Origin of the sequence: Cellulomonas sp. KRMCY2 (genome assembly GCF_000526515.1) — a bacterium.
Taxonomy (GTDB): domain Bacteria; phylum Actinomycetota; class Actinomycetes; order Actinomycetales; family Cellulomonadaceae; genus Actinotalea.
On record NZ_JAGF01000001.1, the window covers coordinates 2,133,189 to 2,157,116 of the forward strand.

Genomic DNA, 23,928 nt, shown 5'->3' on the forward strand with positions numbered 1-23,928 from the left:
CACCGAGCCGGCGCAGGCACACACGGACGGTCCCACGACCTCAGACCAGGAGAAGGAACGCAATGCCTCCCAAGACCCGTACTGCCGGCGCAGCGCGCAAGCCGCGGCGCAAGGAGAAGAAGAACATCGCTGTGGGCGTCGCCCACATCAAGAGCACGTTCAACAACACGATCGTGTCGATCACCGACCCGTCGGGTGCCGTCATCGCCTGGGCCTCTTCCGGCCAGGTGGGCTTCAAGGGCTCGCGCAAGTCGACGCCCTTCGCCGCGCAGCTCGCCGCTGAGGCCGCCGCGCGTCGTGCCCAGGAGCACGGGATGAAGAAGGTCGACGTCCTCGTCAAGGGCCCGGGCTCGGGTCGCGAGACCGCGATCCGGTCGCTCCAGGCCACCGGCCTCGAGGTCGGCTCGATCTCTGACGTGACCCCCCAGGCGCACAACGGCTGCCGTCCGCCGAAGCGCCGCCGCGTCTGATCCGGTGGCCGGCGGGGCCGGACGGGAGCATCCCGTCCGCCCGCCGGACCCGGGTCGCACGACCCTGCTGGACCCGCCGGGTGGACCGAGACCCGGCGGCTGCACCACGTGATGCGTCATATGGCGGACGCACACTGAGAGGACATCCACCGTGCTCATCGCACAGCGCCCCACCCTGACCGAAGAGGTCATCTCCGAGTACCGCTCGCGGTTCATCATCGAGCCCCTCGAGCCTGGCTTCGGCTACACGCTCGGCAACTCCATGCGTCGCACCCTGCTCTCCTCGATCCCCGGCGCGGCCGTGACGTCGATCCGCATCGACGGCGTGCTGCACGAGTTCAGCACGATCACCGGTGCCAAGGAAGACGTCACCGAGATCATCCTGAACATCAAGGAGCTCGTGGTCTCCTCGGAGAACGACGAGCCGGTCGTGATGTACCTGCGCAAGCAGGGTCCGGGCACCGTCACCGCCGCGGACATCACCCCGCCGACGGGCGTCGAGGTGCACAACCCCGACCTGCACATCGCAACCCTGAACGGCAAGGGCAAGCTCGAGATCGAGCTCACGGTCGAGCGCGGCCGCGGCTACGTCTCCGCCCAGCAGAACAAGGCCTACGACGCCGAGATCGGCCGGGTCCCGATCGACTCGATCTACTCGCCCGTCCTGAAGGTGACCTACAAGGTCGAGGCGACGCGTGTCGAGCAGCGGACCGACTTCGACAAGCTGATCGTCGACGTCGAGACCAAGGCCGCCATCACGCCGCGGGACGCGCTGGCCTCGGCCGGCAAGACGCTCGTCGAGCTCTTCGGCCTGGCCCGCGAGCTCAACGTCGAGGCAGAGGGCATCGAGATCGGCCCCTCGCCGACCGACGCCGCGCTGGCCGCGGACCTCGCACTGCCGATCGAGGAGCTGCAGCTCACGATCCGCTCGTACAACTGCCTCAAGCGTGAGGGCATCCACTCCGTGGGCGAGCTCGTCGCGCGCAGCGAGGCGGACCTGCTGGACATCCGGAACTTCGGTGCGAAGTCGATCACCGAGGTCAAGGAGAAGCTCACAGGGCTCGGCCTGTCCCTCAAGGACAGCCCGCTCGACTTCGACCCCACCACCGCCGACTACTACGACGGTGACTTCACCGAGGACGAGCTGTCCTGACGCCGTGGCGGACCGGCAGGCCTCGGCCGGCCGGTCCCATGATCTTCGAGAACTGAGGAGTACAGACCATGCCTACGCCCACCAAGGGTCCCCGGCTCGGAGGCGGCCCGGCGCACGAGCGGCACATCCTCGCCAACCTGGCGACGAGCCTGTTCGAGCACCGGCGCATCACGACGACCGAGGCCAAGGCCAAGCGGCTCCGCCCGCTGGCCGAGCGCCTGATCACGTTCGCCAAGCGCGGTGACCTGCACGCACGTCGCCGCGTGCTCGGGATCCTCACCAGCAAGACGGTCGTGCACGAGCTCTTCACCGAGATCGCGCCGGCCATGGCCGAGCGTCAGGGTGGCTACACCCGGATCACCAAGATCGGTCCGCGCAAGGGCGACAACGCCCCCATGGCGGTCATCGAGCTCGTGCTCGAGCCGGTGAGTGCCAAGCAGGCCACCGTGCGCGAGGCCGAGAAGGCCACCAAGAAGGCAGCTGCGCCGAAGAAGGCCGCTGCGAAGAAGACCGAGGCGACGGTCCCGGTCGAGGCCGAGGTGCCTGCCGACGAGGTCGTCGAGGAGAGCACCGAGGTGCAGGTCGACGAGGCCCCCGCCGAGGACGCCGAGAAGGCCTGACCCACCGTCAGACGCGCGCAGGGCCCGGACCGGTCATCGGTCCGGGCCCTGCGTCGTCCGGACGCTGTGCCGTGCGGGCGCTGTGCCGTCCGCTGCGCCGCCCTGATGTGCGCTGCCCGGTCGCCGCGCCGTGGCCAGGGCTAGCGTGGGCAGCGTGAAGGGTCGGGACCTGACGCAGCTGCCGGTGGTCTTCGTGCACGGCGCCCGGGCGTCGCACACGATGTGGCGTCCGCAGCTCGGCGCCGTGCAGGGCACCGGCCGGACGGCGCTGGCGATCGACCTGCCGGGCCACGGTGCGCGGATGGCCGAGCCGTTCACGATCAGCGGCAGCCTCGATGCGATCGACGATGCCGTCCGCGGCCTCGGCGGGCGCGCGGTCGTCGTCGGGCTGTCCCTCGGCGGCTACCTCGGCATCGCGTACGCCGCGCGGCACCCCGACCGGGTCGCCGGGCTCGTCGCGTCCGGGTGCAGCACGGTGCCGGACCAGCCGCTGACCGGGGCGTGGCGGCGTGCCGCCCAGCTCGTCGAGCGTCTGCCCGACCGCGGCGCGCGGCTCAACCAGCTCCTGGTCGACCGGATGCTGCCGCCGTCGGGCGCCGCGGCCGTCGCCGAGGGCGGGTTCGCCCTCGGCGTGATGGTCGACCTGCTCGCGGAGATGCGCACCCTGCGCACCCTCGAGGACCTCGCGGCGACCCGATGCCCGGTCTGGATCGTCAACGGTCAGTGGGACCACTTCCGGACCCAGGAGCGGGCGTTCGTCCGGGCCTGCCCGACGGCGCGCCTCGTGACGGTCCGGGGGGCGTCGCACCTGGTGAACCTGGTGCGCCCGGTGGGCTTCAACCGCGTGCTGCTCGCCGCCCTCGACGAGGTGGACCGCACCGTCGGGTCGGAGTCAGGTGCGCAGCGACCAGGCGCGGACGCCGCCGACGATGCCTGCCGAGTTGGGCACGACGACGACGTCGTCACCGAGCGCCTCGAGCACGGTCGGGCGGATCCGTCGCGAGTTGCCCCCGCCTAGGTAGAGGCGGTCCCAGTGGAAGACGGGTCGTAGCCCGTCGACGACCCGACGGACCCGGCGTGACCAGGATGCGTCACCGAGCCGGCGACGCTCGTGGTCCCCGAGGTAGGCGTCGTAGGTGACGCCCCAGCGCACCGGTGCGTGCGAGAGCTCGAGGTGCGGTGAGAGCAGGCCGCCGTCGAACAGCGCCGAGCCCAGACCCGTGCCGAGGGTGAGCACGAGCTCGAGCCCGCTGCCGGAGACGACGCCCGCGCCGTGCACCTCGGCGTCGTTGAGCACGAGCACCTGGTAGCCGAGCGCGGCGCCGAGTGCAGCCGACATGTCCTTGCCTGCCCATGCCGTGACGAGCTCGGGGTCCACCCGGCTGCGCGGGCCCGACCGGGTCACGTAGTGCGGTGTCGCGATCACCACGCCGTGCCGGATCATCCCCGGCACCCCGACGGTCGCGCGGTCGGCGACCGGCAGGCCCGCAGCGATCGCGACGATCGTCTCGACCAGCCGTTCGGGCGGCAGGGGGTACGGCGTCGGGACGCGGACCGGCGGGACGTGCAGTGTCCCGGCCGCGTCGAGGACCGAGGCCTTGATCCCGCTGCCCCCGCAGTCGACCGCGAGGGTCCTGGGGCCGGACGTCCCTGCTGATGCGCTCACCGGGTGACCCTAGGACTGCCGGGCCCGCGTCCGCCAGATGCGGGCACCCGCGCCGCCGACGACCAGCACCGCGACCAGGGCGAGGAGCCACCACCGGCTGTCGACGGCGTCGGCCGGCGCGGTGTCCACGGCCGTCGGGCCGCTGCCGTCGCCGGCGTCCGGCATCGGCCCGGCGGTCTGCCCACCGTTCCCGGCGTCCGCGGGGTCACCGGCTCCGTCGTCGCTCCCGCTTCCGGTGCCCTGCCCGGCGTCGCCCTCGCCCGGGCTGCCGCTCTCGCCCGCTCCGCCGCCGGTCGTGGTCGTGCCGGTCGCCGGTTCGGTGGCGGGAGCGGCGGCTGACGCCCCTGGTGCGCGACGGACGGCCGGTGCGGGCCGGTCGGATCCGCGGGCGGCAGGGGTGGTCGGGCTCCCGGCAGGTGCGGGCACCGGGCCGGGTCCGGTCTCCGGAGCGACGACGGTGGCGGGCGAGACCTTCGCCGGGGCGACCATCAGGGTCAGCACCTGCCGCGTCGGGGTACCAGCTCCGTTGTCCGCGACGACGGTGACCGGCCAGGCCCATGCGGACCCGACGGCGGGTGTGCCGGTGATCGTCGCCGTCCCGTCGCCGGCGTCGGCGAACGACAGACCCGTCGGCAGGGCACCGTCGAGGGTGAGCCTCGGCGCGGCGGGCCAGCCGCTCACGGTGCGCACACCGACCGTGGCGGGCTCGCCCTCCCGCAGGGCGGGCATCGTGACCGCGAGGGTGGCCGGTTCGTGGACCGTCACCGTCAACGGGACCGACGCCGGTTCGAGCACACCGTTCGCAGCGGTCACGGTGGCTGTGTGCACCCCGCCGGTGCCGGGGGCGGGTACCCCGGTCAGGTGCCAGGAGCCGTCCTCGACCTGCGCCATCCTCAGGCCGTCGGGCAGGCCAGTGGCCGTGACCGTGGGCGCCGGCGCACCGGCGACGGAGATCTCGCGGTCCACCGGCTCACCGGTCAGGACGGTCAGCGGCTCCAGGGTCGCGGGGAGCGTCGAGCGTGCCTCGACGTGGACGTCGATCACCGTGACGGCCTCGAACGGGTCACCGCCGATGATCGACCGCGCGGTGACGGTCAGCGTGTGGTCGCCGGCAGCTCCTGCCGCGGGCGTGCCGGTCAGGACCGGGTCGCCGCCCGGTGTGTACGCGAGAGTCAGGCCGGCGACGGACCCCGCGACCTCGAGCGTGGGGAACGGGAAGCCCCGCAGGGTCAAGGCCGTGCTCGAGGCGACGCCCTCGGTCATCGGCACCGCCACGGCGGCGCTGCCGAAGGCCGGTGCCTCGGTGACGACCAGGGTGACGTCTGCCTCGGCCGTGCCGTGCGCGTTGACGGCGCGTACGACGAGGTCCCAGCTGCCGGACTCGGTCGGCGTGCCGGACAGCGCGGAGCCGGCGGGGCCACCGGTGGCGACCACGCCCGACGGCAGGTCGCCGACGAGCTCGACGGTCGGCGCCGGGTAGCCGGTGGCGGTCCAGCTCACCGGCGCCACCGGGTCACCGAACCAGGCCGTGACCGATGGCGAGGGTGCGGCGAGGACCGGCCCGGCGGTGATCGTGAGCGCGAGGTGATGGGTGCTGGTCAGGCCGTTGTCGGCGGTCAGCGTGACGACGTGCTCCCCTCGCACGTCGCGCCCCGGGGTCCCGGTGATCCGCCACAGCCCGGCATCCGGCCCTGGCTCGAGGGACACGCCGTCGGGCAGCCCGGTCGCGGTGACGGTGGCGTCCGGGCTCGCTGCGACAGTCACGTCGAGCGACATCGGCAGGCCGGCCGGTGCACTGACCGACGCCGGCGCGCCGAGCACCGGACGGTCGGCGACCCGGAGCTCGACCGTCAGCGGCGGAGCTCCGGCGGTCGTCGGCGTGAGCGTCATCAGACTCACCCCGGGGCTCGGCGGTGTGCCGACGAAGGTGGCGCTGAAGGCGGTCGGGAGCCAGGAGACCTCGGCCAGGTCGAGGTCGAGCCACGGCACGGTGGGGAGCAGGTAGCCCCCGGGCATCGGGTAGCCGGTCAGGCGGACGCGCAGGGGCTCGATCGGCACCCCGGTCTCCAGCACGAGGGTCGCCGGCACCTGCTCCCACTGGAGGTCCGCGTCGACCCTGAGGGCCAGGTGGGCCACGACCGGCGAGCCGATGCCGTTGTCGAGCAGGATCCGGACATCCCGTAGCCCACGGTCGGCTCGGCCCGGCGTCCCTGCGACGCTCCACGTCGCCGGACCGCCCCGGACCAGGTCGAGGCCGGCGGGGAGCGGGTCGATGAGCGTGACCGTGGGGGCCGGCCAGCCGGCCGTGACGAACGTCGTCGCGCCTGCGGTGCCCGCCAGGGCGGTGATCGGCACGGGTGCCCCGGTCACCGACGGTGGCGCCTCGAGCACGAGGCTCAGGTCCATCAGGTCCGCACCGTGCAGGTTCCAGGCGCGCAACGTGAGGTTCGTCGTGCCCGAGGCTGCGGCGGCCGCTCCGGCGGAGAGCGTGCCGGTCAGCACGCCGTCCGTGCTCAGGGACAACCCTGCGGGCAGCGCGCCTGCGACGACCGCCACCTGGTGCACCGGACTCGCGTCGGCGGCGAACGTCCGCGTGACCGGGACGCCCTCGCGGACCGTGACGGTGGCCGCGTCCTCGACGAAGAGCGGTGCGCCGTCGACGGTGAGCGCGACGGTGCTGGTGTCGGTGCCGTGCTCGTTCGACGCCGTCACGAGCAGCGACCAGGTCCCGCGAGCGGTGGGTGAGCCGGACAGGGTCAGGACGCCGTGCCCGTCGTCGGCAGCCACGAGTCCGGCCGGCCACGGGGAGCTGTCGGCCGTCGCAGCAGTCAGCGTGGGCGTGGGCCCGCCCGTCGCCGTGAAGGCCACGGACAGTGGCGTCCCGCGCAGCGCGGCCACTGTCGCCGGGCCGTCGAGCTCGGGTGGCCCGGTCACCGTCACTGTCACGGTCTTGGTCCTGACCAGGCCGTTGTCCGCCGTCAGGGTCACCGGGTGCGACCCGAGGACGCTGCGATCCGTCGTCCCGACGATGCTCCACCCGGTCGGGGCCCCGGTCGGGACGAGGGTCAGGCCGGACGGCAGGCCGGACGCGCTCAGGCCGGCGACCGGTGAACCGGTGACGGTGACCGGCACGTCCACCGGCTGGCCCGCTGCCACCGTGACCGACCCGGCGACGGTGATGACCGGACGGTCCTGGACGATGACCCTGGTGCTCAGCGTCGGGCCGTCGCAGATGTTTCCCCGCGCCGGACAGATCCAGTAGGTCCACGTCCCGGAGGCCGGTGGAGTGCCGGTGATCCACCCCGAGAACTCCGTGCTCGTCCAGGTGCCCCTGGTCAGTCCGAGGTTGTTGACGGCGTTGGAGATCAGGCCACCCGGCACCGGGAAGCCGGTGAGGCTGATCGGGAAGGGTGCCATCGGCACGCCGCGCTCCACCACGACGCTCGACGACGGTGACGTCCACCGGAGAGCTGCCTTCACCACGACGTCCAGGTACCTGACCACCGCGCTGCCGTTGCCGTGGTCCAACGAGAGGCGGACGGCGCGGGCGCCGCGGTTCTCGCGGGTGACCGTCCCGGTGATCTGCCACGTCGTCGCGTCCACCCGGCTGAGCGCAAGGCCCGCCGGGAGCGGGTCGAGCAGAGTGACGGTCGGCGGGGTCCAGCCGGACGTGGTGAACGTGTACGTGACGGCGGAGTCGGCTGTCGCGATCAGGTCCGGCAGCCCGGCCGGGATGTCCGGCCTGGTCAGGACGTCGATGCTCAGGGCGAGCGTGTCGGAGCCGAAGGCGTTCGAGGCCTGGACGATCAGCTCGTGGCGGCCGGCCGCGGCACTGCCGGTGGAGCCACGCAGCATGCCGTCGGTGCCGAGCGTCAGGCCCGACGGCAGGGTGCCCGACACGATCGTCACGGTGTGCGACGGGTAGGACGTCGCCGTGAGCTGCGTCGCGATGTAGCTGTTGGCGCCCAGCCGCACGGTCCTGGCCTCGGCGGTGAACTCGGGCACCGCCCCGACGGTCACCGCCACGAGGTGCGTCGTGCTGCCGCGGGAGCTGCTCGCGGTGACCGTGAGATCCCACGTCCCGGCCTCGGTGGGCGTGCCGCTCAGCACGAGGCGGCCGGCGCCGTCATCGGTCGCGAGGATGCCTGGCGGCAGGGCTCCGCCGTCGGTCGCCACGAGGCCGAGCACGGGGACCGGGTACCCGGTGACCGCGAACCCGGTCCCTGCGGCCAACGGCGTGCCCCGGGTCGCCGTCAGGGTGTGTGCGCCGCTGACCGACGGAGCGCCCTCGATGGTCAGCACCGTCGAGGCGGCCGCGCCCGCGCCGATGCCGTTCGTCGCCGTGAGGGTCACGGTGCGGACCCCGAGCCCGTCCCGGGTCGGCGTGCCGGTGATGGACCACGCGCCGTCCGCGCCGGACAACGCGAGGCCGGCGGGCAGGCCGGTCGCGGTCACGACGGGCGACGGGTATCCGGTGACGGTCACCGGGACGGCGACCGGGCTGCCGACCAGGAGGACCTGCTGGGCAGGCACGTCGATGGTCGGTGGCGTCCCGACGACGAGCTGGAACGTCGTGCCGGCGGGCGCCCCGACACCGTTCGCCGCCGTCGCCGTGATCGTCGTCGAACCGGTGCTGGTCGGCGTCCCGCTGATCACGACACCGGTCGCCGTCGTCGACGACACCAGGCCGGCAGGTAGCCCGGAGAGCGTGACTGTCGGGGCCGGGTAGCCGCCGGCCACGAGCGCGATCGGTGCGACGGCCGTGCCCACCTCGGTCCGGAGGTCCGGCTGACCGGTCATCGTCGCGGGTGCCTCGACCCGCACCGTGACCGGGAGGGTGGCAGTGGCGTAGCCGTTGTCCACGGTGAGCGTGGTCGACGTCGTGCCACCGGGCCCGGTCGGTGTCCCGGCGATGACGAGCATCGCCCCGGCGACGGTGGCCGTCAGGCCGGGCGGCAGCGGCGGATCGGCGGACGCGACGGTCGGCAGCGGTGAGCCGCCCAGATCGAGCGTGTGGGTCACGGGTGCGCCGACCGTCGCCACGACCGTGCCGGGGCCGGTGACCGTCGGCGGCGTGAACACCCGCAGCGTCACGTCCTGGTACCCCACGAGGTCGTCGAGGGTCTTGGCGCTGACCCGGAAGGTGAACATCCCGGTCGCCGAGGGCGTCCCGGACAGCGTCACCGACGTGCCGGAGGCCGTCGCGACGACACCGGTCGGCAGGGCGCCCGACGTGGTCACCGTCGGGCGCGGGTACCCGGCTGCCGTGACGGTGACCGGGCTCATCGCCGTGCCGAGCCGGAGGTCGACCGTCGTCGGACCCGTGAACGACGGCAGCGTGTAGGCGCTCTCCAGCGCGACGGCAGCGAGCCACTCGAGGGTGATGGCTGCCGACTGCCCGTTCGACGGTGCGAGGAGCTGGATCTTGACCTGGGTGATCCTGGTCAGGTCGCCGGTCCCGGTCAGGTAGCGCACGTCGTCCGGCCCCTGCTGGACGAAGTTGGCCACGAACTTCCCGGAGCCGGCCAGCAGGCCCGTGCCGCCGCGGGACCGGTCCTTCCCGTTCGCGTCGGTCAGGTAGATGCCCATCGAGACGGGGTTCGAGCTCGTGTTGCCGCCGGCTCCCGAGTAGTCCAGCTGGAGCTGCGTCAGGGCCCCGCCGCGGGTCAGGTCGACAGGTGCAGGCAGGTCCCACACGATCTCGGCGTACGGGACGCCGCCGCCGGCACCGATCGCGATCCGTGCTGCGCCGGGCGTCACCGTCACGGAGCTCCCGGAGCCGCCGATCACGCGGGAGCCGAGCGGAGCCCCGAGGAAGTCGTCGACGACGATCGCCGGCGCGTCCGCGGCGACAGCCGCCGGTGCGACGAGCAGTCCGCCGCTGAGCGCGAGGACTGTCGCCACCAGTCCCGCAGCGCCGCGGCGCAGGGCGCGCAGGGACGGGGGCCGGGCATCGCGGCGCCGCCGTCCACGGGGCGTGCTGGATCCTGGCCGGGGTGTCCGGTCGAGCCGGCGTGGGCTGTCGAGCGGGCGTGTCTGGTCGAGCACGGGGCACCTCACGGGCGCACATCGGGTTGGCGAGCGCCGCGGGGGATCGGCACCCGAGCGCCTCGGTCCGGGGGTGACCGGGGCGACGGTGTCACCCTTTCAGCGCGATCGTGCCGGTGTCGGCGGTTCCGTCGGCGGTGGCCTGGTTTCACCCGCTATGGGAGCCATGATCACCCACCTGGCCGTACCCGGACGCGGGTCCGGGCGCCGGGCGGCCCCGAGCAGGGTGCGATGCCCGTGCTCGCGTACCGTTGCCTGCGTGACAGATCCGTCGACCCAGAGCCCGGTGCGCGTCCGGATCGACCTCTCCTACGACGGGACGGGGTTCGCCGGCTGGGCGACCCAGCCCGGCCTGCGCACCGTGCAGGGGACCCTCGAGGTGGCGCTCGGCACCGTGCTGCGGTGCCCCGACCCGCGGTTGACCGTCGCGGGGCGGACCGACGCCGGCGTGCACGCCAGGGGACAGGTCGCGCACGTCGACCTGGACCGTCAGGTGTGGGAGGGGACGCTCGGCCGGGGGGGATCCGGCCCGAGCGAGGTCCTGCTCCGGCGCCTGGCCGGGATCCTGCCGCCGGACGTCGTCGTGCACCGCACGACGCCGGCCGCACCCGGGTTCGACGCCCGGTTCTCTGCGATGCACCGGCGCTACACCTACCGGCTGAGCGACGACATCTCGCAGGTCGACCCGCTGCGTCGCACGCACGTGGTGCGGCACCGGTTCCCGCTGGACGTGGCAGCGATGAGCGAGGCGGCGGTCGCGCTCGTCGGGCGGCACGACTTCGCCGCCTTCTGCCGCCCACGACCGGGCGCGACGACGATCCGCACGCTCCAGGTGCTCGACGTCGCGCGTCCGGCGATCGGTCCGGATGCCGGCCTGGTGGCCGTCGTCGTGCAGGCCGATGCCTTCTGCCACACCATGGTGCGCTCCCTGGTCGGCGCGCTGCTCACCGTCGGCGAGGGTCGGCGCCCGGTGGCGTGGCCCGCCGACCAGCTGGCCGGGGGTCGCCGCGACGGGGGGAGCCTGGTGGCCCCGGCCCACGGACTGACCCTGGAGGAGGTCGTGTACCCGCCCGACGACGAGCTCGAGGCACGCGCCGAGCGCACCCGAGCCCGACGGCAGCACGTCGGTCCGGCCGCTACGGACTGCCCGGACGACGCGGCCGTCGCGGACTGAGCGGTTGCCGCGGAGTGAGCGGCGGTCGGTCCCGGGGATCGCCGGCGGTCGTCAGGACCGCCGTTCGTCCTCCTGCTCCACCTCGTCGCCCTCGTGCTCCGCACCCTCGCGTAGGTCGCCGTCGTCGTCCGGCAGGTCCTCGTCCTCGATCACGTGGACGGCCGCCTCCTCGGCGCTCGCCGCACCCCCGGCGACACCGACGTCGTCGGCCATCAGGCTCGCGGCGGAGTCACCGGTGGGTTCGACGACACCGGGTACGAGCCGTCCGATCCGCTCCGGGTCGCGCGCGCCCGCGTCGGGCCCGTCGGCCGTCTGCCACACCTCCGGCTGCTCACGGGCCAGGCGCTCGGCGAGCGTCTCGCCGCGCGCCTCCTCGAGCGCGGTCCGGCCGAAGCGGGTCTCGGTCGGGTAGTCCGGCGGGACGTAGCCCTCGTCGAGGGCGTCCGCCAGGCTGCGATCGATCAGTGTGTCCTCCTGGGACAGCTGGTCGGTGTCGCCCTCCGCCGTGCCCTCCGGGTCGGGGGAGGTGGCCGGTGTGTCGCCGTACGTGGTCATGCTTCTACCGTCGCACCGCGCGCAGGTCCGTGCACGCCGGATGCGGCGCGGGTTGACCCGTCGCCGGTGCAGCCCCGTTGGCAGGAGACTGGTGGGCGTGGGACACCTGGACATCAGCGATGTGGGCTACGTGCTGCCGGACGGTCGCCCGTTGCTCACCGGCATCGACCTGCGCGTCGGCGACGGTGCGAAGGTCGCCCTCGTCGGTCCCAACGGTGCCGGCAAGACGACCCTCGTGCGCATCGTCGCGGGCGACGAGCAGCCGCACTCGGGCACTGTCGTGCGCAGCGGCGGGCTCGGGGTCATGCGCCAGTTCGTCGGCCGGATCGACGACGACCGATCGATCCGCGACCTGCTCGCCTCCCTCGCCCACGCGGCCGTGCGCGAGGCTGCCGTCGAGCTCGCAGCGGCCGAGCTGATGATGATGGAGGTCGACGACACACCCGCCCAGATGCGGTACGCCCAGTCGCTGGCGGACTGGGCCGACGTCGGCGGCTACGACGCCGAGGTGGGGTGGGACAAGGTCACCGACGCGGTCCTCTCGATCCCCTTCGAGCGGGCGCAGCACCGCGAGGTGCGCACCCTGTCCGGCGGTGAGCAGAAGCGGCTGGTGCTCGAGGCGCTGCTGCGCGGGACCGACGAGGTGCTGCTGCTCGACGAGCCGGACAACTACCTCGACGTCCCGGCCAAGCGCTGGCTGGAGAGCCGGCTCGCGGCGTCCCCCAAGACGGTGCTGTTCGTCAGCCACGACCGGGAGCTGCTCTCGCGGACCGCGACCCAGGTCGCAAGCCTCGAGCCGACGGCCGCCGGGTCGACCCTGTGGGTGCACGGCGGGGGGTTCGCCACGTTCGGCCAGGCGCGCGACGACCGGCGCTCGCGCCTCGCCGAGCTGACCCGTCGCTGGGAGGAGGAGCACGCGAAGCTGCGCGAGCTGGTCAACACCCTCAAGACCAAGGCCACCTTCAACGACGGTCTCGCCTCGCGCTACCAGGCTGCCCAGACCCGGCTGCGCAAGTTCGAGGAGGCCGGGCCGCCCCAGGTGATGGCCCGCGACCAGGACGTGCGGGTGCGGCTGACCGGCGGCCGGACCGCCAAGCGCGCGATCGTCGCGAACGGCCTCGAGCTCACCGGCCTGATGCGGCCGTTCGACCTCGAGGTGTGGTTCGGTGAGCGGGTCGCCGTGCTCGGCTCGAACGGCTCGGGCAAGTCGCACTTCCTGCGGCTGCTCGCGGCCGGGGGCAGCGACCCGGACAGCGAGCACGCGCCGGTGGACAACCATGCCGCGCAGATCACGCCGGTTCGGCACACCGGCACCGTCCGGCTCGGCTCGCGCGTGCGACCCGGGTGGTTCGCGCAGAACGACACGCACCCGGAGCTGGCGGCGCGCACGCTGCTGGAGATCCTGCACCGCGGCGAGGGCAGCAGGGCCGGCATGGGCCGCGAGCAGGCGAGCAAGGCGCTGGACCGCTACGAGCTGGTCGCGGCCGCGGAGCAGGCCTACGGCACGCTGTCCGGAGGTCAGCAGGCGCGCTTCCAGATCCTGCTGCTGGAGCTGTCGGGTGCGACGCTGCTGCTCCTGGACGAACCGACGGACAACCTCGACCTGCACTCGGCCGAGGCGCTCGAGCGCGGCCTCGCGGCGTTCGAGGGGACCGTCGTGGCAGTGACCCACGACAGGTGGTTCGCGCGCGGCTTCGACCGGTTCCTGGTCTTCGGCGCCGACGGCGAGGTCGTCGAGTCGCCCGAGGCCGTGTGGGACGCCGGCCGGGTGCAGCGGGTCCGGTAGGGCAGCGGGTCCGGCAGCCCAGCGGGTCCGGCAGCCCAGCGGAGGTCCGGCTCAGACCACGAGACCGATTGCGACGACAGTCATGACGACCGCGACCACGCCGTCGAGGACCTGCCAGGCCACCGGACGGGCGAACAGCGGACGCAGCAGGCGCGCCCCGAAGCCGAGGCCGAAGAACCACAGGATGCTCGCGACCACCGCGCCGGCGCCGAAGGCCCATCGGCCGCCGGTGCCGTGCTGGTTCGCGACCGACCCGAGCAGGACGACGGTGTCGAGGTAGACGTGCGGGTTGAGGAAGGTCAGGGCCAGCGTGGTGACCAGGACGGCGCCGCGTCCGACGGTCGCCCCCTGCGCCGCGTCGAGACCGCTCGGCCGACGGGTGCGCAGGGCGGCCCGTGCGGCCAGCGTGAGCAGGAACGCGGCACCGCCGTAGCGGGCGACGACCAGCGCGGTCGGATGGTCGTCGACCAGGACGCCGAGCCCCGCGATCCCGGTCCCGATCAGCGCCGCGTCCGCGAGGGCGCAGACCGTGACCACCATGAGCACGTGCTCGCGCCGCACGCCCTGGCGCAGCACGAAGGCGTTCTGCGCACCGATCGCGGCGATCAGGGAGAGACCGGTGAGGAAGCCCGGCAGCAGGGCGCTCATCGGGCGGGCAGGGGAGTCGGCACGGATCGACGGTAGGCGGCCGGGGTCCGACAGGCCAGCTCATGTTTCTTCAGCACCATTAGCATGACTGCATGGAGATCGATGGCGCCCAGCTCGCCGCCCTGGCGGCGGTCGTCGACGAGGGGACGTTCGAGGCAGCGGCCCGCCGCCTGCACGTCACACCGTCCGCGGTGAGCCAGCGGGTCAAGGGTCTCGAGCAGGCCATGGGCCAGGTGCTCGTGCGCCGGTCGAGACCGTGCCGGGCCACCGACGCGGGCCATGCCCTGGTCCGCCTCGCCGGGCAGACCGCGCTGCTGCAGAGCGAGGCGCTGGTCGCCGTCCGGGGTGTGACCGGCGCGGCCCCTCGGGTCTCGGTCGCGGTCAACGCCGACTCCCTGTCCACCTGGTTCCCCGCCGCGATCGCCGAGCTGCCGATCCGGGCGCGCCTCGACCTGCGACGCGAGGACCAGGACCACTCTGCCGAGCTGCTCCGCGACGGGTCGGTGATGGCAGCCGTGACCGCCGACCCGCAGGCGGTCCAGGGCTGCCGGGTACGTCCGCTCGGTGCGATGCGCTACCTGCCGGTCGGCTCGCCGTCGTACGTCACGCAGTGGTTCGGTGGCGGGCTGGACCCCGCCGCGCTCGCCGTGGCGCCGCTGCTGACCTTCAACCGCAAGGACGCGCTGCAGGTGCGGTTCCTGCGCCAGGTCTCGCGTCGCCCGCTCGAGCCGCCGGTGCACTACGTCCCGTCGTCGTCGGCCTTCGTCGAGCTCGTCCGCCGCGGGCTGGGCTGGGGCATGGTGCCCGACGTCGCCGCTGCGCCCCTGCTGGCCGACGGCGAGCTCGTCGTGCTCGCGCCCGGCCGGCACCTCGACATCCCGCTGTACTGGCAGCACTGGAAGCTCGAGTCGGCCGTGCTGGACGCCCTGACGACCAGCGTCGTGGCGGCCGCTCGCGAGGTCCTGCACGGCCCGTGAGTCACGACGTTTTGACCCTCCAGCCGCCGTACAGGTACTCTGGCATGTCGTTGTGCGTTCCCGAGGTTCCCGTGCGCCCCATTCGCCAGGTTCCCGGATGACGCCGACGCCCGCCCTCATCGGCGCACCCACCATGGGAGCGGCCGCTGCGAACTCATTCAGCTACACGAAACGAAGGCTACGACCGTGCGCACGTACACCCCGAAGCCCGGCGACGTCGAGCGGACCTGGCACGTCATCGACGCGACCGATGTCGTCCTCGGCCGCCTTGCCACCCAGATCGCCGTCCTGTTGCGCGGCAAGCACAAGGCGACGTTCGCGCCGCACGTCGACGGCGGTGACTTCGTCATCGTCATCAACGCCGAGAAGGTCGCCCTGACCGGCAACAAGCGTGAGCAGAAGCTCGCCTACCGCCACTCGGGCTACCCGGGCGGTCTGCGGGCGGTCCCGTACGGCGAGCTGCTCGCCAAGAAGCCTGACCGGGCCGTCGAGAAGGCCGTCCGCGGCATGCTCCCCAAGACGTCCCTCGCGCGGACCCAGATGGGCAAGCTCAAGGTCTACGCCGGCCCCGAGCACCCGCACTTCGCGCAGCAGCCGAAGCCCTTCGAGATCACCCAGGTCGCCCAGTAGGCTCCGGCCCGCTGGCACCAACACCACACAGGACGCGAGGACACCACCAGTGGCCGAGACCACCGTCGACATCGACGTTGCGGGCGACGAGACGCCCACCAGCTACACCTCTGAGACGGTCGCGCCCACGGGCCGCGGCCAGAGCCTGACCGCTCCCGCACAGGCCCTCGGCCGTCGCAAGGAGGCTGTCGCCCGGGTTCGCCTGATCCCCGGCACCGGTCAGTGGAAGATCAACGGCCGCACCCTCGAGGACTACTTCCCGAACAAGGTGCACCAGCAGTTGGTCAACAGCCCGTTCAAGCTCGTCGACGTGGAGGGCCGGTTCGACGTCATCGCCCGCATCCACGGTGGCGGCGTGAGCGGCCAGGCCGGCGCCCTGCGTCTGGGCATCGCCCGCGGTCTCAACGAGATCGACGAGGAGCACAACCGTCCGGCCCTGAAGAAGGCCGGCTTCCTGACCCGTGACCCGCGCGCCGTCGAGCGCAAGAAGGCCGGTCTCAAGAAGGCGCGCAAGGCACCGCAGTACTCCAAGCGCTGACATCCGTCCCACCGACGGCCCCGATGGTCTCCATCGGGGCCGTCGGTCGTGACGGGGTCGGTGCATGCCACACCCCGGCCGGCGGTGTGGAACAGTCGGTGCACGACGAGGAGGTCTGATGGGGCGCTTGTTCGGGACAGACGGTGTCCGCGGTGTGGCGAACCGTGACGTGACCGCAGAGCTCGCCCTCGACCTGTCGGTCGCCGCCGCCCACGTCCTGGGCGCGTCGGGCGCCTTCGCCGGGCATCGTCCGCGGGCCGTGGTCGGCCGGGACCCCCGTTCGTCGGGGGAGTTCCTCTCGGCCGCGGTGGCGGCGGGTCTCGCCAGCGCAGGTGTCGACGTGACCGACGTCGGGGTCCTGCCGACGCCAGGTGTCGCCCATGTGACGGGTGCGCTCGGCTTCGACCTCGGCGTGATGCTCTCCGCCTCGCACAACCCCATGCCGGACAACGGCATCAAGTTCTTCACCCGTGGCGGGCACAAGCTGCCGGACGACGTCGAGGACGCGATCGAGCAGCGCATGGGCGAGCCGTGGGAACGTCCGATCGGTGCCGGCGTCGGGCGGATCACCCAGGACGGTGGCCTGGCCGTCATCCGGTACGTCGAGCACCTGGTCCAGACGCTGCCCGCCGGGCCGGACGGCGCCGCTCCGCTGGCAGGCCTCCGGATCGCGGTCGACTGCGCCAACGGCGCCGCGAGCGAGGTCGGACCGGCCGCGCTGCGGGCCGCCGGCGCCGACGTCGTGGTGATCAACGCCTCGCCGGACGGCCGCAACATCAACCAGACGTGCGGGTCGACCCACCCCGAGCAGCTCCAGGCCGTCGTGGTGGCCTCGGGCGCCCACCTCGGTGTCGCCTTCGACGGGGACGCCGACCGCTGCCTCGCCGTCGATGCCGAGGGCAGGCTCGTCGACGGTGACCAGATCATGGGCATCCTCGCGGTCGCTCTCAAGGAGCGGGGGGAGCTCGTCAACGACACCCTCGTCATCACCGTGATGAGCAACCTCGGGCTGCAGCTCGCGATGACCGACGCAGGCATCCGCACCGAGCAGACCGGCGTGGGGGACCGGTACGTGCTCGAGGCGATGCGCGCCGGCGGTCACATCCTCGGCGGCGAGCAGTCCGGCCACCTGATCATGGCCCGGCACGCGACGACGGGTGACGGCACCCTGACCGCTCTCCAGCTCGCTGCCCGGGTCGTCACGACGGGGCGGACTCTCGCCGACCTCGCGACGACTGTCTCCCGGCTGCCGCAGGTCCTGATCAACGTCACCGGCGTCGACCGGGCCCGTGCCGACCTCGACGACGGCGTGCTCGCCGCTGTCGCGCTGGCCGAGGCCGAGCTCGGCCTGCGGGGACGCGTCCTGCTGCGGCCCTCCGGTACCGAACCGGTCGTCCGGGTGATGGTCGAGGCCGGTGAGCAGGACGTGGCCGATCGGGTCGCCCACCGGCTGGCCGAGGTCGTGCGGGAGCGGCTCGCGCTGTGAGCCACGCCGCGGACGCCGGGGCGGTCGCCGGCGCCGTCGTGGGCATCAAGGACCAGGTCGAGGCCCTGCTCGTCGGTCCGCGTCCGCTGCCCGTCGTGGCGGCCGGCCATCGCGTGCTGCGAACCGTCGCGACGCCGTACGACGGACAGCTCGACGACACCGTGCTCGCCGAGCTCGTCGTGGCGATGCGCCAGACCATGCGTGCGGCGCCCGGGGTCGGCCTGGCCGGCCCGCAGATCGGGCTCGGGCTCGCGATCGCGGTGATCGAGGACGCCTGGCCGGTCGACGACGAGGTCGCGGCGCTGCGCGGGCGCACGGCGGTGCCGTTCCGGGTGCTCGTCAACCCACGCTACGAGCCGGTCGGTGCGCAGCGGGTCGCCTTCTACGAGGGATGCCTGAGCGTGAGCGGCTGGCAGGCCGTGACGCCGCGGTGGCGCACGGTGCGGCTGACCGGCAGCGACGAGCGCGGCACGGCTCTGGACGAGGTGCTGACCGGCTGGCCGGCGCGCATCGTCCAGCACGAGACGGACCACCTGGCCGGCCGTCTGTACATCGATCGGGCCGAGCTGCGGTCGCTCGTCGCACCCGGGTCGACTGCGGGGTACCCGGCGGATCCGTCGCCCGGACGCGCCGCCCGCGAGCTCGGGTTCGACCTGCCCTGAGCGCGACCTGGCCTGACATCGATGCCCTGAGCCCGACCGGCCCTGAGCCCGACCGGCCCTGGTGCCTGGACGGCGTCCGTTCGGGTGACCCGTCGCCGCGATGTCATCCGTCGGGTGGACGACCGGCTCGTGGCACCGATGCCACGATCAGGGTCGAGCCCGGGTGGAACCGGGGTCGTCTGGGGGGAAATCCCCATACCGGTGAGCCCATGGCCGCACGTACGGTTGGATCGTCGGCCTGATCGGGTCGGCACCCGGTCGTCGGCGTCGCGGACGCCACATCGAGACCCTGGAGGATCGGGCGTGCTGGAAGACTGGGTCATCGCGCTCGCCGGCTCGCCCTGGGTCTTCGTCGCCCTGTACCTCTTCGCCATGATCGACGGGTTCTTCCCGCCGATCCCGAGCGAGACGGTCGTCATCGCCCTCGCCTCCCTTGCGGTCTCCACCGGCGAGCCGAACTTCTGGGTGCTCGGCGCGGTCGCGGCTGCCGGTGCGTTCAGTGGCGACCAGACGGCCTACTCGATCGGTCGGCGGGTACCGGTACGACGGATACGTCTGTTCAGCGGACCGCGGGCCCAGCGGTCGCTGGACTGGGCCGAGCGTGCGCTCACCGAGCGCGGGGCGGCCTTCATCATCGCCGCCCGCTACGTCCCGGTCGGTCGGGTCGCGGTCAACATGACGGCCGGCACCGTCGGGTTCCCCCGACCGCGGTTCTCGGTGCTCGCAGCGATCGCAGGGATCTCCTGGTCGGCCTACTCGGTGGCGCTCGGGATCGGTGCGGGGATCTGGCTCGGCGAGCACCCGCTGCTCGCCGTCACCGTCGGCGTCGTCGGCGGGCTGCTCCTCGGCCTGGCCATCGACCCGGTGATCCGGTGGTTCACCCGGGGCCGCGGGGGGCGACCTGACCGCGCCGTGACGTCGGTCGCAGCGCAGGCCGGAGCCGTGAGACCGGAGCCCGGCGGCCGGCTGCAGGTGTCGGCCGACGAGACGGCCTGATCGGCCGACGAAGCCGCCCGACCGGCGCTCAGAGCTTGCGCAGCCTGACCCGCTGCACGGCATGATCGGCGCCCTTGCGGAGCACGAGGTTGGCGCGTCCCCGGGTGGGCAGGATGTTCTGCTCGAGGTTGGGCGCGTTGATCGTGTCCCAGATCTCCTCGGCCCGGTCGATCGCCTCGTGGTCGGTCAGCGAGGCGAACCGGTGGAAGAAGGACTCCGGCTGCGCGAAGGCCGTCTTCCGGAGCGACAGGAACCGGTCGACGTACCACTGGCGGACGTCGGCGGTCCTGGCATCGACGTAGATCGAGAAGTCGAAGAAGTCGCTGACCGCGAGGCTCGACCCGCCGACGGCCGTCGCGCGGGCGGGCTGCAGGACGTTGAGCCCCTCGACGATCAGGACGTCCGGCCGCCGGACCACGACCTGCTCGTCCGGCACGATGTCGTAGGTCAGGTGCGAGTACACCGGTGCACGGACCTCGGCACGGCCCGCCTTGATCGCCGAGAGGAAGCGCAGCAGCCCACGCCGGTCGTAGGACTCGGGGAAGCCCTTGCGACCCATCAGGCCGCGGCGCTCGAGCTCGCGGTTCGGGTGCAGGAAGCCATCGGTCGTGATGAGCTCGACGTGCGGCGTCTCCGGCCAGCGCGCCAGCAGCTCGCGCAGCACCCGGGCGGTCGTCGACTTGCCGACGGCGACCGAGCCGGCGATCCCGATCACGTACGGCGTGCGCTCGGCAGCCTCGCCGAGGAAGGTCGACGATGCCGCGTGCAGCCCGCCGGTCGCCGTGACGTAGAGGTTGAGCAGCCGGGACAGCGGCCGGTAGACGGCGTCGACCTCGGCCAGGTCGATCGGGTCGCCCAGGCCCCGCAGGTGCGCGACGTCCGTGTCGGTCAGCGGCAGCGGTGTCGAGGCCGACAGGCGGCTCCAGGTGGCTCGGTCGAGGTCGACGTACGGCGTCGACGGAGCGAGATCCCCGGTGGTCACGAGGAGCAGTCTGCCGGATCGGGCGACTGCGCGTGGTGTCTCGCCCCGCACGTAGACTCTCGCCCATGTGTGGAATCGTCGGGTACGTCGGTGCCCAGGAACCCAACGCCCGCCCGCTCGACGTCGTCATGGGGGGACTGGCGCGGCTCGAGTACCGCGGCTACGACTCGGCCGGCGTCGCCCTGGTGACGTCCGACCGGGGCGCCCTGGCGACCGCGAAGAAGGCCGGCAAGCTGGTCAACCTCGTCGACCAGCTCGAGGCGCACCCCCTGCCGCCGGCGACGGCCGCCATCGGGCACACGCGATGGGCCACCCACGGTGCCCCGAACGACGTCAACGCCCACCCGCACGTGTCGGCCGACGGAGCGACCGCGGTGATCCACAACGGGATCATCGAGAACTTCGCCGCGCTGCGGGCCGAGCTCACGGCGGCCGGCGTCACGCTGCGCAGCGAGACGGACACCGAGGTCGTCGCACACCTGCTCGCGGCCGCGTTCGCGACCAACGGCGACCTGACCGAGTCGATGCGCCTCGTGGCGCGCAGGCTGCACGGGACGTTCACGCTGCTGGCCGTGCACGCGAGCCTGCCGGGCGTCGTGGTCGGCACCCGGCACGACTCTCCGCTGGTGGTCGGCATCGGGCAGGGCGAGAACTTCCTCGGCTCGGACGTCGCGGCCTTCATCGCGCACACCCGTGAGGCCATGGAGCTCGGCCAGGACCAGGTCGTGACGATCACGCCGGACGACGTCCGGGTGGTGGACTTCGACGGCGCGCCGGTCGAGGCGCGGCGGTTCACGGTGGACTGGGACGCCGCGGCCGCGGAGAAGGGCGGCTTCGCCTCGTTCATGGACAAGGAGATCCACGACCAGCCGCACGCCGTGGCAGACACCCTCCTGGGCCGCACCGACCTGTCCGGTCGGCTGATCCTCGACGAGGTCAGGGTCGACGAGGCCGTGCTGCGTCAGATCGACAAGATCATCGTGATCGCCTGCGGGACGGCCGCCTACGCAGGGCAGGTGGCGAAGTACGCCATCGAGCACTGGTGCCGGATCCCGGTGGAGGTCGAGCTCGCGCACGAGTTCCGCTACCGCGACCCGGTCGTCAACTCCAAGACGCTCGTGGTGGCCGTCTCGCAGTCCGGCGAGACGATGGACACCCTGATGGCCGTGCGGCACGCACGCGAGCAGGGCGCGACGGTGCTCGCCATCGTCAACACGCACGGCTCGACGATCCCCCGGGAGTCCGATGCCGTGCTCTACACGCACGCCGGACCCGAGGTCGCCGTCGCGTCGACCAAGGCCTTCCTGGCCCAGATCACCGCGGCCTACCTGCTCGGCCTCTACCTGGCCCAGCTGCGCGGCACGAAGTTCCCCGACGAGATCGCCGAGATCCTCGAGAACCTGCGCGCCATGCCCGCCAAGGTGCAGACGGTGATCGACGGCGCCGGGCACATCCGCGACGTCGCACGCGGGATGGCCGACGCGACGTCGGTGCTGTTCCTCGGCCGGCACGTCGGCTTCCCGGTCGCGATGGAGGGCGCGCTCAAGCTCAAGGAGCTGGCCTACATCCACGCCGAGGGCTTTGCGGCCGGCGAGCTCAAGCACGGTCCGATCGCCCTGATCGAGGAGGGTCAGCCGGTCTTCGTCATCGTGCCCTCCCCGCGGGGTCGGGACTCGCTGCACAGCAAGGTGATCTCGAACATCCAGGAGATCCGGGCGCGCGGAGCACGCACGCTGGTCATCGCCGAGGAGGGCGACACCGCAGTGCTGCCGTTCGCGGACGAGGTCTTCTACGTGCCGCAGACCCCGGTGCTGCTCGCGCCGCTCGTCGCGGTGGTCCCGCTGCAGATCTTCGCGTGCGAGCTCGCGACGGCCAAGGGTCTGGACGTCGACCAGCCGCGCAACCTCGCCAAGTCCGTCACGGTCGAGTGATCGTCGGCGTCGGGATCGACGTCGTCGACGTCGCCCGGTTCGTCAAGACGATCGAGCGTGCGCCCGGGCTGCGGGACAAGCTCTTCACCGCGCAGGAGCGGGACCTGCCGCCGGCGTCGCTCGCTGCGCGGTTCGCCGCCAAGGAGGCGATCGCCAAGGCTCTGGGTGCGCCGGGGACCATGAGCTGGCAGGACGCGACGGTGCTGCGCGTGGTCGGTGGCCAGCCTGAGGTGCAGATCAGGGGCACCGTCGCGGCCCGCGCTGCCGAGCTCGGGATCGACCGCTTCCACCTGTCGATCTCGCACGACGCGGGGATCGCCTCGGCGATCGCCGTGGCCGAGCGCGACCCAGCCTGACCGTCGCTGAGCGCGCCCCGTCGTCGGTGACGGCCCGGCCCGGGTGCGTCGGGTCAGGGGCGTGCGGCGACCACCTCCTCGATGATCCGGACGGCCGTCCCGGTGCCGTCCTCGGCCTCGATCAGGGCGCCGAGCTCGTGCGCCCGCCGTCGCATCGCGACGTCGTCGACGCTCAGGGCCGCCACCAGCCGATCCGCGGTGAGCGTCTTGCGTGGCACCGGCGCCGGCGCCACGCCGAGGGCGTGCAGGCGCTGCGCCCAGAAGGGCTGGTCGAGCACGGACGGCACGACGACCTGGGGCAGCCCGGCGCGCAGCGCGAGTGCTGTGGTGCCGGCGCCCCCGTGGTGCACGACGGCGTCGACCCGGTCGAACAGCCAGTCGAAGGGGACACCGGGCATGACGACGATGCTGTCGGGCAGGTCGGCCGCGTCCAGGCCCGACCACCCGGCCACGATCACGGCACGCCGTCCGGTACGTCGCATCGTCTCGGCGAGGATCCCGGCGAGGGCCTGAGGGTCGCGGTCCACGGTGCTGCCGAACGTGACGCAGAGCGGCTGGGGTCCGTCGTCCAGGAAGCGCTGCAGGGCGGGCTCCGGCTCCCACCGGGAGGTCCGGTCACCGAACCAGTACCCGGTCACGTGCGCGAACGGCTCCCACTCCGCGGGCCGCGGCACGACGTGGGTGCTGAAGCAGTGCAGGTACGTGGGGCGCGGGAGCGCGAAGAGCGTGCGGGCCGGCGGGAAGGCGATCCGGACGACGCTCGCCATCCTCAGGTGGGTCGCGAGGTTGGCCCGCCCGCTGCGGCGCCGCGGCGCGGAGGTCGGGTAGGCGAACTCCCGGGTCGGCAGACCGGGGATCGGGACGGCGTAGAAGAACGGCAGGCCGCGGCGTCGTGCCACCCCACCCGCTGCGGCCCCGAGGAACGTCGCGAGCACGGCGTCGACGTCGGTCTGGGCCGAGACGGCCGCGGCCACCGCCGGGGACATGTGGCGCGCGAACGCGAACAGGTCGCGGTGGGCGGCCATCGCCCGGCGGACGTCGAGGCCGATCGACCGGAACGGGAGCCCGGCGGCGGCCGCCTGCGCCGCGACGTCGTCACCCGAGACCAGGCAGACACCGTGCCCCGCTCCCTGCAGGCGCTGCGCCAGGGCGAGCACCGGCAGGACATCGCCCTGGGACCCGATCGGGACGAGTGTGATCCTCATCAGCCACCACCTCGTGGCCGGCGCGCGTCGGCCACGAGCCCATCG

19 protein-coding genes and 1 pseudogene are annotated in these 23,928 nt (G+C 73.1%); 14 read left to right on the forward strand and 6 right to left on the reverse strand.

The window, feature by feature from the left end; genetic code table 11:
* Positions 1-62 precede the first annotated feature (62 nt).
* The 4 genes and pseudogenes from rpsK to K415_RS23475 all read left to right on the forward strand — a co-directional run.
* Positions 63-470, forward strand: a complete 408-nt coding sequence (rpsK, locus tag K415_RS0110370; protein ID WP_024286983.1) for a 30S ribosomal protein S11 — start codon at positions 63-65, stop codon at positions 468-470.
* 151 nt (positions 471-621) lie between these two features.
* Complete coding sequence (locus tag K415_RS0110375; RefSeq protein ID WP_024286984.1) at positions 622-1,623, forward strand: DNA-directed RNA polymerase subunit alpha; 1,002 nt, start codon at positions 622-624, stop codon at positions 1,621-1,623.
* Positions 1,624-1,691: 68 nt separating this feature from the next.
* On the forward strand, positions 1,692-2,243 hold the full coding sequence (gene rplQ, locus K415_RS0110380; protein WP_024286985.1) for a 50S ribosomal protein L17: 552 nt from the start codon (positions 1,692-1,694) through the stop codon (positions 2,241-2,243).
* A gap of 220 nt (positions 2,244-2,463) precedes the next feature.
* A pseudogene (locus K415_RS23475) lies at positions 2,464-3,021 on the forward strand (alpha/beta fold hydrolase); the annotation flags it as partial.
* 114 nt (positions 3,022-3,135) lie between these two features.
* Here the strand turns inward: K415_RS23475 and K415_RS23935 are convergent.
* Positions 3,136-3,909, reverse strand: a complete 774-nt coding sequence (locus tag K415_RS23935) for an ROK family protein (protein ID WP_024286987.1) — start codon at positions 3,907-3,909, stop codon at positions 3,136-3,138.
* Between the two features lie 9 nt (positions 3,910-3,918).
* Positions 3,919-9,957 (reverse strand): putative Ig domain-containing protein, encoded by a 6,039-nt coding sequence (locus K415_RS0110395; protein WP_155859430.1) that lies wholly within the window; start codon positions 9,955-9,957, stop codon positions 3,919-3,921.
* Positions 9,958-10,216: 259 nt separating this feature from the next.
* Here K415_RS0110395 and truA point away from each other — a divergent pair, with 259 nt between their 5' ends.
* On the forward strand, positions 10,217-11,131 hold the full coding sequence (gene truA / locus K415_RS0110400) for a tRNA pseudouridine(38-40) synthase TruA (protein WP_051480502.1): 915 nt from the start codon (positions 10,217-10,219) through the stop codon (positions 11,129-11,131).
* Between the two features lie 51 nt (positions 11,132-11,182).
* On the opposite strand, the gene K415_RS0110405 is transcribed toward truA, so the two are convergent.
* Positions 11,183-11,686, reverse strand: coding sequence for a DUF5709 domain-containing protein (locus tag K415_RS0110405; RefSeq protein WP_024286990.1), 504 nt, complete (start codon positions 11,684-11,686; stop codon positions 11,183-11,185).
* A 97-nt stretch (positions 11,687-11,783) separates the two neighbouring features.
* Here K415_RS0110405 and K415_RS0110410 point away from each other — a divergent pair, with 97 nt between their 5' ends.
* Positions 11,784-13,472: an ABC-F family ATP-binding cassette domain-containing protein gene (locus tag K415_RS0110410; protein WP_024286991.1), complete on the forward strand. Its 1,689-nt coding sequence runs from the start codon at positions 11,784-11,786 to the stop codon at positions 13,470-13,472.
* A gap of 51 nt (positions 13,473-13,523) precedes the next feature.
* Here K415_RS0110410 and K415_RS0110415 read toward each other — a convergent pair whose 3' ends face one another.
* Positions 13,524-14,120 (reverse strand): LysE/ArgO family amino acid transporter, encoded by a 597-nt coding sequence (locus K415_RS0110415; protein ID WP_024286992.1) that lies wholly within the window; start codon positions 14,118-14,120, stop codon positions 13,524-13,526.
* A 92-nt stretch (positions 14,121-14,212) separates the two neighbouring features.
* Here K415_RS0110415 and K415_RS0110420 point away from each other — a divergent pair, with 92 nt between their 5' ends.
* From K415_RS0110420 to K415_RS0110450, 6 genes are all read left to right on the forward strand, one after another.
* Positions 14,213-15,097, forward strand: a complete 885-nt coding sequence (locus K415_RS0110420; protein ID WP_024286993.1) for a LysR family transcriptional regulator ArgP — start codon at positions 14,213-14,215, stop codon at positions 15,095-15,097.
* 186 nt (positions 15,098-15,283) lie between these two features.
* The gene (gene rplM / locus K415_RS0110425) at positions 15,284-15,727 is read left to right on the forward strand and encodes a 50S ribosomal protein L13 (RefSeq protein ID WP_024286994.1); all 444 of its coding nucleotides are present in this window, start codon (positions 15,284-15,286) and stop codon (positions 15,725-15,727) included.
* Positions 15,728-15,776: 49 nt separating this feature from the next.
* Positions 15,777-16,265 carry a 30S ribosomal protein S9 gene (gene rpsI, locus K415_RS0110430; protein WP_024286995.1) on the forward strand — a complete coding sequence of 163 codons (489 nt, stop codon included), beginning with the start codon at positions 15,777-15,779 and terminating at the stop codon, positions 16,263-16,265.
* Positions 16,266-16,383: 118 nt separating this feature from the next.
* Positions 16,384-17,751: a phosphoglucosamine mutase gene (gene glmM / locus K415_RS0110440; RefSeq protein WP_024286996.1), complete on the forward strand. Its 1,368-nt coding sequence runs from the start codon at positions 16,384-16,386 to the stop codon at positions 17,749-17,751.
* Positions 17,748-18,413 carry a peptide deformylase gene (locus tag K415_RS0110445; protein WP_024286997.1) on the forward strand — a complete coding sequence of 222 codons (666 nt, stop codon included), beginning with the start codon at positions 17,748-17,750 and terminating at the stop codon, positions 18,411-18,413. The genes glmM and K415_RS0110445 overlap by 4 nt, the downstream gene beginning before the upstream one ends.
* Before the next feature lie 303 nt (positions 18,414-18,716).
* Complete coding sequence (locus tag K415_RS0110450; RefSeq protein ID WP_024286998.1) at positions 18,717-19,409, forward strand: DedA family protein; 693 nt, start codon at positions 18,717-18,719, stop codon at positions 19,407-19,409.
* Positions 19,410-19,437: 28 nt separating this feature from the next.
* Here the strand turns inward: K415_RS0110450 and coaA are convergent, their stop codons facing one another.
* The gene (coaA, locus tag K415_RS0110455) at positions 19,438-20,391 is read right to left on the reverse strand and encodes a type I pantothenate kinase (protein ID WP_024286999.1); all 954 of its coding nucleotides are present in this window, start codon (positions 20,389-20,391) and stop codon (positions 19,438-19,440) included.
* 65 nt (positions 20,392-20,456) lie between these two features.
* Between coaA and glmS the strand changes: the two genes are divergently transcribed.
* Both glmS and K415_RS0110465 read left to right on the forward strand, forming a co-directional pair.
* Positions 20,457-22,322, forward strand: coding sequence for a glutamine--fructose-6-phosphate transaminase (isomerizing) (gene glmS / locus K415_RS0110460; RefSeq protein ID WP_024287000.1), 1,866 nt, complete (start codon positions 20,457-20,459; stop codon positions 22,320-22,322).
* On the forward strand, positions 22,319-22,678 hold the full coding sequence (locus K415_RS0110465; RefSeq protein ID WP_024287001.1) for a holo-ACP synthase: 360 nt from the start codon (positions 22,319-22,321) through the stop codon (positions 22,676-22,678). The genes glmS and K415_RS0110465 overlap by 4 nt, the downstream gene beginning before the upstream one ends.
* A gap of 53 nt (positions 22,679-22,731) precedes the next feature.
* Here K415_RS0110465 and K415_RS0110470 read toward each other — a convergent pair whose 3' ends face one another.
* Positions 22,732-23,883 carry a glycosyltransferase gene (locus tag K415_RS0110470; RefSeq protein ID WP_024287002.1) on the reverse strand — a complete coding sequence of 384 codons (1,152 nt, stop codon included), beginning with the start codon at positions 23,881-23,883 and terminating at the stop codon, positions 22,732-22,734.
* Between the last annotated feature and the right edge of the window lie 45 nt (positions 23,884-23,928).